The organism is Enterobacter sp. RIT637 (genome assembly GCF_019718755.1).
In the GTDB taxonomy this organism is placed as follows: Bacteria; Pseudomonadota; Gammaproteobacteria; order Enterobacterales; family Enterobacteriaceae; genus Enterobacter.
In genome coordinates this window covers 202,563-218,617 of sequence record NZ_JAIHAZ010000005.1, presented here as the reverse complement: position 1 = coordinate 218,617, position 16,055 = coordinate 202,563, and the positions used below count along the sequence as shown (strand labels likewise).

General features: G+C 52.9%; 12 protein-coding genes and 1 tRNA gene. 2 read left to right on the top strand and 11 right to left on the bottom strand.

Features of this window, described 5'->3' with window-relative positions:
• Window positions 1–124: 124 nt before the first annotated feature.
• The 10 genes from dppA to K5E19_RS10915 form a co-directional block, all read right to left on the bottom strand.
• On the bottom strand, window positions 125–1,732 hold the full coding sequence (gene dppA / locus K5E19_RS10960; RefSeq protein ID WP_221551211.1) for a dipeptide ABC transporter periplasmic-binding protein DppA: 1,608 nt from the start codon (window positions 1,730–1,732) through the stop codon (window positions 125–127).
• A 620-nt stretch (window positions 1,733–2,352) separates the two neighbouring features.
• Window positions 2,353–2,429: transfer RNA gene (locus tag K5E19_RS10955), tRNA-Pro, on the bottom strand.
• Between the two features lie 91 nt (window positions 2,430–2,520).
• Window positions 2,521–4,215 carry a kdo(2)-lipid A phosphoethanolamine 7''-transferase gene (eptB, locus tag K5E19_RS10950; RefSeq protein ID WP_221551210.1) on the bottom strand — a complete coding sequence of 565 codons (1,695 nt, stop codon included), beginning with the start codon at window positions 4,213–4,215 and terminating at the stop codon, window positions 2,521–2,523.
• A gap of 248 nt (window positions 4,216–4,463) precedes the next feature.
• Complete coding sequence (gene lpfE, locus K5E19_RS10945; RefSeq protein ID WP_221551209.1) at window positions 4,464–4,991, bottom strand: long polar fimbrial protein LpfE; 528 nt, start codon at window positions 4,989–4,991, stop codon at window positions 4,464–4,466.
• Window positions 4,992–4,995: 4 nt separating this feature from the next.
• Complete coding sequence (gene lpfD / locus K5E19_RS10940) at window positions 4,996–6,072, bottom strand: long polar fimbrial protein LpfD (RefSeq protein WP_221551208.1); 1,077 nt, start codon at window positions 6,070–6,072, stop codon at window positions 4,996–4,998.
• Window positions 6,073–6,089: 17 nt separating this feature from the next.
• Window positions 6,090–8,618, bottom strand: a complete 2,529-nt coding sequence (lpfC, locus tag K5E19_RS10935; RefSeq protein ID WP_221551206.1) for an outer membrane usher protein LpfC — start codon at window positions 8,616–8,618, stop codon at window positions 6,090–6,092.
• Between the two features lie 22 nt (window positions 8,619–8,640).
• On the bottom strand, window positions 8,641–9,339 hold the full coding sequence (gene lpfB, locus K5E19_RS10930) for a long polar fimbrial biogenesis chaperone LpfB (RefSeq protein ID WP_221551205.1): 699 nt from the start codon (window positions 9,337–9,339) through the stop codon (window positions 8,641–8,643).
• 85 nt (window positions 9,340–9,424) lie between these two features.
• The gene (gene lpfA / locus K5E19_RS10925) at window positions 9,425–9,949 is read right to left on the bottom strand and encodes a long polar fimbrial major subunit LpfA (protein ID WP_221551204.1); all 525 of its coding nucleotides are present in this window, start codon (window positions 9,947–9,949) and stop codon (window positions 9,425–9,427) included.
• A gap of 355 nt (window positions 9,950–10,304) precedes the next feature.
• Window positions 10,305–11,507: an MFS transporter gene (locus tag K5E19_RS10920; RefSeq protein ID WP_221551203.1), complete on the bottom strand. Its 1,203-nt coding sequence runs from the start codon at window positions 11,505–11,507 to the stop codon at window positions 10,305–10,307.
• A 238-nt stretch (window positions 11,508–11,745) separates the two neighbouring features.
• On the bottom strand, window positions 11,746–12,444 hold the full coding sequence (locus K5E19_RS10915; RefSeq protein ID WP_221551202.1) for an autotransporter domain-containing protein: 699 nt from the start codon (window positions 12,442–12,444) through the stop codon (window positions 11,746–11,748).
• A 163-nt stretch (window positions 12,445–12,607) separates the two neighbouring features.
• Between K5E19_RS10915 and tag the strand changes: the two genes are divergently transcribed.
• Together tag and K5E19_RS10905 are read left to right on the top strand one after the other, a co-directional pair.
• Window positions 12,608–13,189 carry a DNA-3-methyladenine glycosylase I gene (gene tag / locus K5E19_RS10910; protein ID WP_221551201.1) on the top strand — a complete coding sequence of 194 codons (582 nt, stop codon included), beginning with the start codon at window positions 12,608–12,610 and terminating at the stop codon, window positions 13,187–13,189.
• A complete protein-coding gene (locus tag K5E19_RS10905) occupies window positions 13,167–13,613 on the top strand; it encodes an N-acetyltransferase (RefSeq protein WP_221551200.1) in 447 nt (148 codons plus the stop codon). Before tag ends, K5E19_RS10905 begins: the two co-directional genes overlap by 23 nt.
• Here the strand turns inward: K5E19_RS10905 and K5E19_RS10900 are convergent.
• Complete coding sequence (locus tag K5E19_RS10900) at window positions 13,576–15,903, bottom strand: molybdopterin guanine dinucleotide-containing S/N-oxide reductase (protein ID WP_221551199.1); 2,328 nt, start codon at window positions 15,901–15,903, stop codon at window positions 13,576–13,578. The genes K5E19_RS10905 and K5E19_RS10900 overlap by 38 nt on opposite strands.
• Between the last annotated feature and the right edge of the window lie 152 nt (window positions 15,904–16,055).

The window sequence follows — 16,055 nt, the reverse complement described above, 5'->3', positions numbered from 1 at the left end:
TGACGTCTGTATTGCTCACAAATGTAAATTCCCTCTCCCGTGTGGAGAGGGTTAGGGTGAGGGAGTGCATGCACGCCCCTCACCCCTGCCCTCTCCCAGAGGGAGAGGGAGAACACCCTACTTATTATTCAACAGAGACGTTTTCGAAGTGGTGTTTGCCCAGTGGATCAACCACGTAGCCCTTCACTTCTTTACGCACTGGCTCGTACACGGTGGAGTGAGCAACAATCAGCGCCGGAGCCTGATCGTGCATAACAACCTGCGCTTGCTTGTACAGTTCAATACGTTTGTTGTGATCGTCGGTCGCACGCGCCGGCTGGATCAGGTCTTCAAACGGCTTGTAGCACCAGCGAGAGTAGTTGGAACCGTCTTTCGCCGCCGCGCAGCTGAACAGGGTGGCGAAGAAGTTGTCCGGATCCCCGTTGTCACCGGTCCAGCCCATCATCACCGCCTGGTGCTCACCCGCTTTGGCGCGCTTCAGGTACTCGCCCCACTCGTAGGTCACGATCTTGGCCTGTACGCCGATCTTCGCCCAGTCAGCCTGAACCATTTCCGCCATGCGGCGCGCGTTCGGGTTGTATGGACGCTGAACAGGCATTGCCCACAGCTCAACGGTAAAGCCTTTATCCTGGCCTGCTTCTTTCAGCAGCGCTTTCGCTTTCTCAGGATCGTAGGTGTAGTCCTTAACGTCGTCGTTATAGCCCCACATGGTTGGTGGGATCAGGTTCTTGGCAGCAACGCCAGCGCCCTGGTAAACGGCCTTGATGATCGCTTCTTTGTTCACCGCGTAGGTCAGCGCCTGACGCACTTTCACGTCATCAAACGGTTTTTTCTCGGTGTTGAAGGAGAGATAGCCCACGTTCAGGCCAGCCTGCTCCAGCAGGTTGATGTTCTTGTCCTGCTTCATACGAGCGATATCAGCCGGGTTCGGGTATGGCATCACCTGGCATTCGTTTTTCTGCAGTTTTGCGTAACGCACGGAAGCGTCAGGCGTGATGGAGAAGACCAGGCGGTCAATCTTCGGCTTGGTGCCCCAATAGCCTTCGAATGCTTTATACAGAATGCGGGAGTCTTTTTGGTACTGCAGCAGCTGGAATGGACCGGTACCGATTGGGTTCAGGTCGACTTTCTCCGGCGTACCGGCTTTCAGCATGTTGTCTGCGTACTCTTTAGAGAGAATAGAAGCGAAGTCCATGGCCAGGTCAGCCAGGAACGGTGCTTCCGGACGCGTCAGCACGAACTGAACGGTTTTATCGTCCACTTTTTTCACTTCGGCGATCAGGTCCGGCAACCCCATCCCTTCGAAGTATTCATAGCTGCCGCCAGACACTTTATGGTACGGGTTCTGGGCATTTTTCTGACGGTCGAACGAGAACACAACGTCGTCGGCGTTAAAGTCGCGCGTTGGTTTGAATTCTTTGCTGTCCTGCCACTTCACGCCCTGACGCAGGTGGAAGGTATAGGTTTTACCGTCTTCGCTGACTTCCCACTTCTCAGCCAGACCCGGAATCACTTCCGTGGTGCCGGTTTTAAATTCAACCAGACGGTTGTAGATCGGTACAGAGCTTGCGTCGTAAGTTGTACCAGAGGTAAAGAGCTGTGGGTTAAAGCCTTCCGGCGAGCCTTCAGAACAGTAAACCAGGGTTTTTGCCTGTACGCTTGCTGCTACGGTCATAGCCACCAGGCTCAGACCAAGCTTTAGCATCCCTGACTTCTTCAAGGAAATACTCATTATTCTGCTCCAATGTGATGTTTTGCTTTGTTGTGTTACGCCGCCTGACCTTTATTTATTTTTTACCCGGTCTGGTCGGTGATGCCCGAAGGCTTTAAAGGGATGGAGAATCCTTTCAGAAGAGCGTTTGAGTTGCAGCGCAGATCGTCCCTGAAATGCCCCTCATGCCCTACAATCTGTCAACAGAATGTGAAAACGTCAATACAGGTGACGGGGATTTACGCGGAGTGTGAGAAACCGCAAACAAAGATTAAAAAAACCTCCGGCGCCAGTTTTCAGCAGGGAAATTTATGCTACTCGCCCTGTAGCAGCACAAATATCTTCATATTTCGCAACAATCAGTGATTAACTTTTATTCAGAATGGGTAAATTTTCTTGCAGAATGGTGATTATCTGAGCACTAAATTCCGCGAACGTTAAAACGCACAGCGAAAAATGCTGAGGTTATCCATAAGCAACGCGAAAAAAGATCAATCCATATATAAAAAAATACAATGGATAATGTCACAAAATCGTTAACAGGCAGGGTGAAGCAGGGCTAAGGGGCGTTTTGGTGAGTCTGACTGGCTAACGCCATAATGCAAAAAGGGCTAACCTTGCGGTTAGCCCTTTTTTAAATGTGGTCGGCGAGAGAGGATTCGAACCTCCGACCCACTGGTCCCAAACCAGTTGCGCTACCAAGCTGCGCTACTCGCCGAATGCGGAGCGCATCTTACTGCTGAGGTGCGCCCCCGTCAATCCCTTATTTTCAAAAAGCCATTCAACTGGCGATATTCTCGCCAGAGCAGCTACTGCGCGGCTTTTGCGGTGTTATCAGGGAGTTTACACCAGTTGTTGTTTTCGTTAATCCCACCGTTCGGTGAGGTATAGCCGAGACAACCCATAATGGTGTCGTACAGCTCAACGTGACGGCGCGGAACCTTGATGTCTGCCTGCTGCTTCAAATGCGCAAACATTTTAGCTTTGTCAGGGTTCTCAAGGTACTTATCCGACATCCACATGATCATCGGCACGCGGAACTGCTCCGGCGGCGCAAGCTTGCGCGGCGTACCGTGCAGGTGTTCTTTTTCGTTGATGGACTCGCCGTGGTCAGCCGCGTAGATCACAATCGCTTTCTTATCGCGAAGCTCGTCGATCACCCTGCTCAGGAACGTGTCCACATACAGAATCGAGTTGTCATAGGCATTGATCAGCTCCTGCTTGCTGCAGTTTTTGTTAATGCCGACACACTCAGGCGTCCATTTCGCGAAATCGCGCGTGTAGCGCTGGTAATAGCTGTAGTGCGAGCCTTTGGTATGCAGCACGATAAGATGCTTACCCTGCGGGTGGTTTTTCAGCGACTGTTCCATCTCTGAGAGCAGCAGCATGTCGTCTACGTTCTTGCCACGGTTGCGCGGCTCGGCGCCAATCTGCTCACGATAGGCAATATTATCCGCCAGCGTATTGGTGTAAAACCACATCTCACTTTGCATGGCGAACAGGTCGGAGCTAAATCCAAGCTGCTTCAGAACAGCAAACACGTTCTGCTCTTTAAGGGTACGCTGCGGGTTATCGCTGGCACCGCCTTCACGCACAAACATACAGCGCAGAGAGAGCTTCGTCGCGGTGTCGCAGGAGTAGCCGCGGTAAGCCACGAGGTTCTTTTCCTGCGCCAGTTTTGGCGTAGTATCGCGGTCATAGCCGAGAATACCCATATGATCCCAGCGCGTGGTTTCACCGATAACAAAAACAACGTAGGTATCATCCAGCCCGTCAGCCGGTGGGACGTAATTGAATTTTTTCGTCGGATTCATCAAGGATTTTACATCACTGGATTCGTCCGCCTGTGCCCAGGCATACAGGCCTAAGGCCGAGAGCCAGTTGGAAGGCAAATAGGAGTTAGCTACCACACCGCCATAGCTTGGCATGTCCACGCCCGTCGCTTTTTCGATGCGTTTTTGCTGTTTTTCCATCAAGCGAATCGGTGCCCAGACCAGCAATCCGGCCAACAGGACAACGGCGATATTCCGGACCCGCTGCCCGCGCGTGCGCAGCTGGCGTAACAATGTATAGCGGCAGGTATTACTCCAGATAAAGAAGAGCGGTATCAGACAGGTTAAAACCGTCCAGACAATAAAGCCCTTACCAACGACCTCTTTCGAGAGATCGATATCTGTGGTCATGACTGACGCCACAATCCCATAGCCAATGACCACATTCATAAAGGTCATGTAATAACTGGCGGCAGCAGAAATAATGACTACCAGTGAAGCCAGAATTTGCCACGGGCGTCGGCCAAAAAGGGAAAGCAGACGTAACAGGAAGAAGGTAGCGAGGATAGAGCCGAACACTTCAATTGCAGCAAAAATTCCATTTCTTACGGTGAGGTGCTCGAAATAACCTTCCACTCGTCTGAACAGCACCGCGCCATTCAGAAACAAACCGATATAGACAGCCAGCATCAGACACAATCTTTGCTGGGTAAGAGACCTAATGTATTTCATGCAAACAACCCTGGGGAAAGGGGTATAGAGACCCGCTGAATCTCGTTGAGAAAACAGACAGAGTAAGTATGTGCGTAGGAAAGCGTTATCAGAAACGTCTACAAGCGCGGTAAGTAGACCACAGCGGGAGAGAAAAGTGGCAGCAGAGAGTGTGATCCGTGCAAATTTTTACAAAAAAGCCAGGCTGAAAGCAGAGTCACCGCCCGATTGCAGCCACAAAAAAGGGCCAGTGAACTGGCCCTCAGTAATTACTCGTATACGACGCTAAAGTTTACCGTCGCATTCGCCGCGCCCACGGTAGCATCGGATTTAACAGGTACATAGCTGGCGATGTAGTTCAGCTTGTTCGCCCCATCAAACCAGACGGTATGCTCGACGGGCGTGCTGTCGGTGCTGAGAGGGTATTGCTGTACCCCACCAGTCGTCTGGATTTTCAACGCGACGCCAGTCGCGCCACCGCTGTCCAGCGCAAAGAGTGATGGATTGGTGGCGTCTGGGGTACCGTCCATCGTAACATAGGCCTTGGTGGAATATTCGCAGTCTTTCAAGCCAATGCTGAAGCTTTTCTGATTCAGCTCTTTACCCACTCTCACCGGCCGATGGAGCACTACAGTGTCCATATTGACATCAATATTGTCGCTTTCCAGCTCACAGGTGGCCGCCTTAATGGTGATGGTGAAGCGGATATCGCCTGCTGAACCAATATTTACCGGCGCTGCCATGACTGAGGCTGTAAACAGCATAAAAGCGGGCATAAACGTATAAATGGTTTTCATCCGCTTACTCCACATCAATACGCATGGTGGCAATTCCTTCGAATTCCCCAGCCTTAGGCAATTTGCCCGTTGTGCTTATTGGGTAGGCCGAAATGGTCGTTGAGGCGGTACGGTGCGTGTCATCGACCAGCGCGGATACGCTCATCTCCTGATTAACGCTGATGTCATTTGGCACCAGAATGTTACCGTTCGCCCCTTCAATTACCGCGCCGATATCCGGGTTGCCCATATCAATGGCGTTCGAATCATTGGCGTTTGGCGTCCCCTCGATATGCAGGAAGATCTTCACGCCATCGGATATGTTGGTGCATTTAAACTGCAGCTCTTTGGTAAATTTCGTGGCGTTCTTTGCAATTTGTCCTTTGCGATCTTTGAAATCGCTGGCTTTAAATTCCCCAAACGGAATGTCCAGAGTACTTCCGCTGGAGAGCTCGCAACCCTGTGGAACAATAATTGTGCCGCTCAGATTCACCTCTGCAAGAGGAGTAGCGCCATAAACACCGCTCTTACGGGTACCATAGATATCAAAAATTTTTGTTTGTGGTATGACCATTTCACCGACAAAAGGGTGATTAATATACATAGTCAGCCTGCCCTTTCCGCCAGTATCAAACCCCATTCCTGGGTTTGAATCGTCGACATCACACACGGCTCGGTCGGACCGCAGGTTAGAGGTATTGTCGAAAGGTACGTTTTTATAATCGGAGAAGGTGCCACCAATATAAACCTCAGATGCTATCTGAATATTATTGTTAACAACGTAAAATTTTTTTTCGCCAGAAATATGTCCAATCGTCAGAGGTGAAACCGTCTTGTACCAGACTTCGCTGGTCCCTTCACCGGGCGGGCATTCACAAACACCAGGATACTGCTTACCCAAATTCCATGTATAAAAATCAGGGAAGACCGCGCCAGCAGTGTTGTCTTCAATGTTCGTCACTGTCTCATTCATTACGGCATTGAAGAGCTGCGTCCCGTTAGTTGGTGAGCAAGGCCCCCAGTCCGCCGCCGCCAGCGCCTGACCGGAGAACAGCGCTGACCCGCCCAGCAGGCCAGCAATCATCGTAAGCTTTTTAAACATAATAAAATCCTTCCCTGTTACCGGCAGACGGCATTCGCCATCACCACGCCGGCATTATCCTGTTGTTCCGGGAGCGTAAACGCCACGCGGCATTGCTGTGCCTGGCCTTTACCCCAATTCACCTGCAGCGCGCCTTTCTCTGGCATCCCGCTGATATAGAGCTGACCATCTTCCCCGACGATGCTGCTGGACTCTTTTTTGCTGTCCAGAAGCGTGGCGGTGGCACCGAACGGTACCGCTTTGCCATTGGCCTGGGTCAGGTTCATCAGCACGCGGTAGCCCACGCGGGTATCGAAGCGAGCCCGCACAATCGCGCCGCGCGTCGGCACCACGTTGACGGAGGCCGTATCCAGGTCAACCCGGTCGTTGAGGCTGTCGCTTCGCAGTGAGACTTCCGTTTCACGGTACGGAGTGAGGTAAGGCACGACCGCGTTACCCATCCAGTCCACTTCCACACCGCCGTTGTTGATCACGTGCGCACCGCGAGCGCCCGGTGCGGAGATAATGGCCATCGACTCGCCCAGCGGCTGAGAAAGCGTAATGCCTTCGCTGTGGGCAATCACGCCGCCGCGCAGACCGTAGTTCACCTGCTGGCCGTCGCGGTTGTAGTTGTAGCCCAGGCTGGCGCTACCCACGCCGCCCTGGTAATCCAGGTTCACGCTGCCGCTGTTACCCACGCCGTTGCTGGCGTAGCCTTCCTGCACGCTATAGTTCAGGTTGCGGTCTTCCAGCGCGGTACCGCTCACGCCCACTTGCTGGTTGGTGCGGCCATGCTGATCGGTCGTGAGGTGGTAGTTACTCCACATGCGTCCCAGCGGAATCGACATGGAGAATGACAGCAGACGATCGCTCTCTTCCCACTCCGGGCTTTTCGTCCAGGTGTAGGCAATGCTGTAGTTCACACGTCCAATGCGGCCGTTATAACCGGCATTCAGCGAACGCTGTTTACCTTCATCGTTCCAGTAGTCCTGCTGCGTGACGTTAAAATAGACCGAGCCCCAGGTGCCCAGCTGCTGCGTCACGTTTCCCTGAATCTGGCTACGCTTGTGGTACTGGCTATATGAGCTGTCCGCATCGCTGCGTACATCCGTCGCTTCCTGGAAGGTGTAGTAGCCACTGGTCGAATATTTGTAACCCAGCAGACGGAAATCGGTACCGCTGTTAAAGCTCTTAGAGTAGAGGAAGCGGTAAGACTGACCTTCTGAGCTTTCATCGTTAGCCAGGTTGCTTTTCGCCTGAGTCACGTCGATGGAAACCGCACCGATGTAACCGAAGTTTTTACCTAAACCACCCGCCAGCGAGTAATAGTCATCGGAGAAGATCGACCCGCCGTAAACGGTAAAGCCGTACGGCAGACCGTACATGGCATCCAGCTGCCCGAACTTCGGCTCGGCGCTGTCATAGTTACCAGCACGGTATTCCCCGGCGGAGAGGCTGTACTTCAGATGGCCCTCACGCTGGAGGATCGCCACCGCGGAGAACGGCTGAACGAATTTCTGCTCGCTGCCATCGGCTTCTTTAATGGTGACCGTCAGGTCGCCGCTGTTGGAGGTTGGGTACAGGTCATTAATTTCAAACGCACCCGGCTGAACAAACGTACGGTAGATCACGTAGTTGTTCTGCTCCACGGTCACTTCAGCGTTACTTTTGGCAATACCGCGGATGACCGGCGCAAACCCGCGCTGGCTGTCAGGCAGCATCTCTTCGTCAGAGGTTAGCTGCGCGCCGCGCATCTGAACGCTGTCAAAAATATCGCCAGACGTTGAGGTATCCCCCAGCGTAAGCTGTGACTTCAGCGGCACAATTGCACGGCTTAAGGATGTGCCGATGTTATCCCATCTGTTGTTGCCGTCGTTTCGGGTCCAGGTGCTGTAGTTACGTAAACGCCACGCGCCCAGGTTCATACCGCTGCGCAGGTTTAGATAGTAGCTGTCGCTATTGTAGCTGGTGTCACTGTCGTGCGCGTCATAGCTGGCGTTGCTGCCGGAGAAGTTATAATCCAGTAGCAGGGCATTTACCCCTTCATCCCACTGGGATTCCGGTACCGTACCGCGCGCCGTCTGTTTCATCGCGGCCTGCGGGAAGCTCATGATCAGCGTCTGGTCTGCAAAATCGAAATGGCTGGCGGCCTGAGGAATAATGTCGTCAAAGGCCACGCACGCTTCCGGCGGTGCCATTTTCAGCGCAGGGAAGCTCTCGATACGCACGCCCATGTCCTCAAGCTGCACGCGGCTTAAGCACGGCACCAGGCTTTCACCCATTTTTGCGCGCTGAGCCTCTGTCGCGGCCTTAAACTCCAGGGTGCGAGACTCCATTTTTTTATCGTTGACCACCACTGACACGCGGTATTTACCCGGCAGCTGTTCGGCTTTACTGGATTCATACATTGAAAGATCAACGTGCTGGTCAATACCCGGCACATCTTCCAGAAAGCGCGGGTTAAATGTTCCCGCATACGCGGGGAGCGTGCCCGCAACCATCAGCGCAAGCGCGGACAGCGGGAAACGCGGGGTCTTATTGACCTGAGGAAGATGCGTCCATGGCATAGTAATAAACCTTCAAAACGTATTAATTAACGCGCTGAGTCAGCATGTCGCCAGCCGTACCGAAGTCATTAATAATGTTGTATTTGACTTCGTTTACCTTGCCGGTGCCGGCTGGCAGTTCAATATTCAACGAGCCTTTTGCTGGAACCATTCCCGCTTTTTCAATATCACGGCCGTTGGCATAAAATTTATTAAAAGTGAGGTTAAAGGCAGATGGGTTTTCAACTTTGATCTGGTTAGCCCCTGCGCTGGTAAACTTCAGTTTGCTCCAGCCGTCCATGCTGTTGCCTTTCAGGCCAGCCGGGCGATAGAACAGTTTTAAGCGGGTACGCACGGCAATCTGCAGCACGTTTTTACCTTCCGCATTGTCACTTTTGGCTGGAATCGCTTTCACGTTAACCCAGTAAACGGACTCGCGATCCTGCGGTAACGTATTAGCGGTATTCACAATACGTAAGACGTTATTTTTCGTCGGGCTTAATTTAAATAAAGGTGGGGTGATGATAAATGGCGTCTTTTTATTACCGCTGGCATCATCAATCCATGACTGAATAAGGAATTCATCCGTGGTGCTTTTGTTATTGACCGTCAGAGAAGCTTCCTTTCTGCTGCCGTCATAAATAACGCGCGTGCTGCTTAATGCCACGCCGCCTGCAAAACAGTTTTGTGAAATCAGCGCCAGAGCCAGTGCTGCGCAAGATATCAAACGTGAGCGGTTCATGCTTCTCTCCCTGAGACTCCGCTGGAAAAAATGGCAACGGGGTTTCCGTTGCCATTGTGATTGTCTGTTACTGACGAAAAGTCGATTATTCGTAGGACAGGTTGAAGTCGACTTCTGCGTTACCGTAACCGGTGGTTACAGCAGCTTTGGTCGCAACGTAGTTAGCGGTGTAGTACAGCACGGTCTGACCAGCAGCCAGCGTAGTGGTGGATTTACCGGTGTTCATATCAACCGCTTTGTTAGCGTTGTCGTAGATACCGATGCCCACACCACTTGCCGCACCCGCTTCAGTGTTAACAGAAACCAGTTTTGCGTCGTCTGCATCTGCAACGCCGGTGAAGCTCACGTTAACTTTGGTTTTAGAGGTGATGTCGCAGTCTTCCAGTTTGATCTGGAAAGGAGTGGAAACAGATTTGTCGCCAACCGCTTTGAAGACAGATTTCTTAACCTGGCCCAGCACAACTTCCTGGTTCTGAGAGTCAGTAGAAATTACGCATGGCGCGTCAACAATTTCACCGGTGAATTTAACGGTGCCGTCACCAGATTCAGCCGCGAAAGCAGAGGTGGAAACTACAGCGAGAGCAGACAGTGCAAAAATAACCTTTTTCATTAAAAACTCCATTTATGACGGTAGATGACAGAACGCATCCTTAGGAATAACCTGCATTCTGTGAGGAAATGGAGTATATAGACGGGAATTTAGATTTTAAAATTAGAATAAATAAAGCTAATTTTTAGCTAAAATTAAAATTAAGCAAATTCATAATGATATAAGAGATTCCGTATGAGCTGCTCTTTTATTAGGAATAAACCAATATAATTTATATATTGTTTTTGGCAATCTATAAATCAGTTAAATGAATCACCTCTTTATTTAACGTTCCTTTGGTTACAATTAATTATGCATTTGTGCTAAATCCAAAAAAAAGCGCCCGATGGGCGCTTTATGTCAGGCATGTCATACGTTATGCATGCGCTTCGCTGAATACTTCACGCTGCGGCTGACGAATCGTCGTCGACAACGCCAGAGAAATAATCAACAAGGCAAATATCACGCAGAAGGTCACATAGAACCCGCCGAACAATGAAGCAATTAACGAACCGCAAATACTGCCGATCCCGAACCCTAAGTAGATGACGCCGTAGTTTTTCGCCAGATTATTCAGACCAAAGAACTCGCTCACCAGAGACGGGAAGACGGTAATGGTGCCGCCAAAGTTAAAGGCCACACAGGCAATCGCGGCAAAGAACGTGGCTTCATTCAGCGGTGCAAACAGCAGTGCCGCCATGCCCACCAGCGAAACCACCTGCCCTATCGTAATGACGCGGATGCGGGCAATTTTGTCAGACAGAATACCGAGCACCAGACGGCCCGAGAGGTTGGCAATAGAAATCACGGTGACCGCATTCGCCGCCGTGGCCGCGTCCAGTTTCACCATGCCCTGCGCGATATCTTTCGCCACGCCAATGACATACAGACCACTCATGCAGGCCGTCAGGAACATCACCGCCAGCATCCAGTACTGTGGTTTGCGCATGGACTGAGCCAGGGTAAAGTCGTTCTCCACCACGCCGTTAACGGATTTCACTTCCTGCTGCGGCGCATCTTTCATCAGCGTTGCACCGAACAAAATCATGACCAGAACAATAACGCCCCAGATCATAAAGGTTTTTTCAAGACCAACGGAGGCCAGCAAATGGGAATCGATAAATTTGAACCCGAGGCTGCCCAAACCGTAAGAACCGATGGCAAACGCGGAGATCAAACCTTTACGCTCCGGGAACCACTTCACGCAGTTCGACAGCGTCAGCAGGTAGCCTGCGCCGTCTGCCAGACCCACCAGCACCCCGGCGCTCAGCCAGAGCATCATCAGGTTGTTGGAGTGCGCCGTCAGGAAAAAGCCCACGCCCAGCAGGATCCCGGATGCCATAGTGACGCGCTTAACGCCAAAGCGCTCCTGCAGCTTGCCCGCGACGGAAGAGGAAAGCGCCAGCCCCAGGCTCAGCAGGCCGAAAGAGAACGCCACCTGGCTCACCGGCGCACCGAGCTTATCGGAAAGCGCACTGTTGAACAGGCTCCAGGTGTAGACCGATCCCAGCGCGAACTGGGTGACGATAGTGCCGAAGAGCGTGAGCCAGCGCGTACGGTTATAAGTTGAAGTGTTCATGGCAGTTGTCCTGCAAGAGAAATTAAGGAAGTTCGCTGAGGACAACAATAAACAAAACCTTATTACCGCTGGGGTAAAACGGCATGAAATGCAGGAGGAACGGAATGAAATGCCTGGAATCGGGAATGAATGACCTTGCCGGGGAACGACGTGCACAATTGTTAGTGTTTGCTATCGCGACAAGGCGCGCCGTTATTGTATTTAAGATGTTATCGTAACGTTGAAAAAAGTGACAATTTTAAAAGTTTGCACTTACACCCAGGGTGTACATAAACTCCTCGCCCGTCGTGGTGTTTTCCCCCTGAGCCAATGACGCATACGCCGCCATATGGGATGTAAACGGCATATCCGTTCCGACAGTCACGTCCATCCAGCTACCGTTTTGTGCAATAGCAGGCGTCTGCGACATCCCGAACTGAGATTTCCACTGGTTCTCGCCAAACTGCTGGTTGAAACTGACCTGTGCCCAGGGCCTCAGATCGCCATATTGCGTATCCACGCGCCAGCCGAGGCTGCTCACACTGGCATGCCAGAGCGGATCGGTCAGCCCCTGCGTTGTCACGCTATCGCCGAATTCATTAATCATGATGGGCGCCGTGCCATCGTAACGCCACGCCATCACCGGGCCGGTCGTCATATTCCCCACCAGCGGAAAATTCCAGCCGACGCTCATGCTGCCCTCCGTTGTCGAGACGGAAGGCAAATTCAGGGCAAGCCCAGGGCCCGTTTGCGAAGTCTTAATACGTTCTGCCAGAATGTCTTCATAACGCGGTTGGTGATCCGCATCCCATGTATAACGTTCCGCCGTATTACTTTGTGCGTCTGAAACGATATATTCCTGTTGCCAGGCAGATGCTGTATGACAAATAAACAACCACGCTGAAATCCCCGCCAGGCCAGAAACAGCATGGCGACCACTGATTTTTTTTATCATCATCAAAGCGACTCCAGAAAGAGCCAATTTCGGCGATATTTATCGTTGTTCATGAAGAGGTTTACGGGCATATAGCCCTGTATTAACTATTGTCTTTAAAGTAGACACGTCAAGCCTGACGAAATGAAATTTTTTGCGATAACCGTGTGAATAAGGGAGATAACCTATGCAACGTTGCGGCTGGGTAAGCCAGGATCAGCTCTATATCGACTATCACGATCGTGAATGGGGCACGCCGGAAATGGATGGCAAAAAACTGTTTGAAATGATCTGCCTTGAGGGCCAGCAGGCGGGTTTGTCATGGATTACCGTACTGAAAAAACGTGAAAATTACCGCAACGCCTTCCACCAGTTTGATCCTGTCGCCGTCGCCGCCATGACCGAAGAGGACGTAGAACGACTGGTACTGGACGCCGGTATCATTCGTCATCGCGGGAAAATCCAGGCCATCATCGGCAATGCACGCGCTTACCTGGCGATGGAGCAAAACGGCGAGTCATTTTCAGAATTTGTCTGGTCTTTTGTGAATGGCACGCCGCAAGTCACGCAGGCCGCGACGCTCGGGGAGATCCCCGCCTCCACTCCCGCTTCAGACTCCCTCTCTAAGGCCCTGAAAAAACGCGGTTTTAAATTTGTGGGCAGCACCATCTGTTACGCCTTTATGCAAGCCTGTGGGCTGGTCAACGATCATACTACGGGCTGTTTCTGTCATCCGGGAGGCCATCATGATCCGCAAATGGCAAAGTGAAAATACCGATCTGCTCCTGAGTCTGTGGCTTGCAAGCACCACGGAGGCGCATCCGTTTATTGATGCAAACTACTGGAAAGAGAACGAAGCCATGGTGCGGGAGGTTTACCTGCCCTCGGCGGAAACCTGGGTCTGGGAACAGGACGGAAAACCGTGCGGATTTATCAGCGTAATGCAGTCGCAGTTTGTCGGCGCGCTGTTTGTTGCACCGTCGTGCATCGGGAAAGGCATTGGGCGGGCGCTGCTGAATCATGTTCAACAGCGCTTTTCGCATTTAAGCCTGGAGGTGTACCAGAAAAATGTCCGGGCGGTGAATTTCTACCATTCGCAGGGCTTTCGCATTGAAGACAGCGCCTGGCAGGATGACACCCAGCACCCGACGTGGATCATGAGCTGGCAGGCGGATCAAACGCCGTTAACGTAAGCGCTGGTCCCTGATATTTCTCGACCCATGCCAGCGCCGTATTCCCCGCGCAGCCATTCCCCAGCTTCGAGCTGGGGAGATCTTTGGTCAGCACGTTAACCGCCCCGTTTTTACAGATGCCGCCTTCGTTCAGGTCCAGGTCCGGCCATGCGCCCTGGTGAATGCAGATAACGCCCGGTTTAATCCCGTCGCTCACTACCGCTCCGGCCAGCACCTGTCCGCGCCCGTTCCAGACGCGCACCACATCGCCATCTGCGATTCCACGCGCTTTCGCATCTTCGGTATGCAGGGTAATGGGCTCGCGCCCGGCAACCGCATACTGCTCGCGCAGTGACGTATAGTTCAGTTGGCTGTGCAGGCGGTGCGCCGGATGGGCAGATACGATCTGAAGCTGCCCCGGCTGCGCATTGCCGTGCCATTCGTCTGGCTCCAGCCACATAGGGTGCGGTGGGCAATCAGCATAGCCAAAGCCAGCAATGCGCTCGCTGAAGAGAACGATTTTCCCGCTTTCGGTTTTTAGCGGATGGTTCTCCGGGTCGCGGCGGAAATCAGCGAAACGGACAAACTGCGCATTTTGCTCGCTTTCTGGCATTTCGAAGATGCCATTCGCTTCCCAAAACTCAGCAAACGGCGGCAGCGTCACCCCTTGGGCTGCGCCACGCTGGGCCGCAACCTGGTAGAAGGTTTCCAGCCATTCCAGATCCGTTTTGCCTTCGGTAAAACGCTCGCGCCCGCCCGCTTCCCAGCGCTCGCTCAGTTCCGCAAAGACGTCAAAATCATCGCGCGCTTCATCCCGCGGCGCGACAACACGCTTCATTGGCACCATATGCTGGTTGCTGTAGTCGCCGGTCATGGTGAGATCGTTACGCTCAAACGAGGTGGTCGCAGGCAGCACGATATCGGCATGCTTCGCCGAGCCGGTCCAGAAGCACTCAGAAATGACCACCAGTTCAGGCTTCTGCCAGGCGCGGATCAGGCGGTTGGTATCCTGATGGTGCGTGAAGTTCGACCCGCCCGCCCACCAGACAAATTTAATATCCGGGAAGTGGCGGTCCATACCGTTGTGCTGATAAAAACCGCCCGGGTTTTCCAGGGCTTCAACTATGCGCGCCACCGGGATTTTATCCACGGCATCCACGCCGCCCTGCACCGCACCTTGCAGAGACGCCAGCACCGCCGCTTTACGCGTTGGGTTACCGCCGTTCGCAAAGTGATAGGAGAGACCAAAACCCCCGCCCGGCGTGCCGATCTGCCCGAGCATTGCGGCAAGGGTCACCAGCATCCAGTGTTTCTGCTCGCCAAACTGCTGGCGCTGCATTCCCCAGCCGGACATTAACATGGTGGTATTTTTATGGAACAACGCCGCCAGTTCGCGGAGTTTGTCCGCCGGAACGCCACAAATCTCTGCTGCCCATTCCGCCGTTTTAGCCACCCCATCGGATTCCCCCGTCAGGTACCCGGCGAATTTATCGAAGCCGGTGGTACAACGCGCCAGGAATTCCGCATCGTGCCAGCCGTTTTCAACCAGCGTATGGGCGATACCCAGCATCATTGCCACGTCGGTGCCCATATGCGGGGCGATCCACTCGGCGCTGTCGCCGAAGAAATCCATGGTTTCCGAACGCATTGGGTCAATACAGATGATGCGCTTGCCGCTTTTGCGCAGCGCGTCGAAATATGACACGCCCTGTTCATCGGACGCATTCCAGGCAATTTTCAGGGTGTTGAGCGGGTTAGCGCTCCACAGCACGACCACATCGGTATGTTCCAGCACCAGCGGCCAGCTGGTCTGCTGTTGGTAGACCTCATTCCCGCCCACGACATACGGCATAATCGCCTGCGCCGCACCGGTGGAATAATCACCCAGATGCCCGGTGTAGCCCCCGGCAAGACTCATATAGCGCTGCAGCAGCGTCGAGGCCTTGTGGAGCACGCCGTTCGAGCGCCAGCCGTAAGAGCCAGCAAAAATGGACGACGGACCATAGCTATCACGGATACGCTTATGCTGGGAGTGAATCAATGTCAGCGCCTCATCCCAGCTCACACGGACAAACTCATCCTGTCCCCGAATCCCTTGCGGCTTGTCTGGCGAAGCCAGATAACCTTTACGCACCATCGGCCAGCGCACGCGCGTTTTGCTATGTACCTGATCGCGAACGACAGTCTGTAACGAGTTGGGATGCTGTGTTGGCAGTGCCCCGCGGGACGACAGGACAGTTTCCCCGTCGGTTTCGACCAGCATGGGTCCCCAGTGGGCGGCGGTCAGAATGGTTTTGGTTGAGGTGCTCAAAGCGTGCGCTCCTGGTTGCGTGCAGGTTTACGGCCTTCTTAATTGAGGCGATTTATGGTTTGTCACAAATTTCAGAGTTATACACTGAATTTTCTCCGTATCTGGACGTCATAATCAACTGCCACGCTCGCCGTGGCAAAGAATAAAAAGGA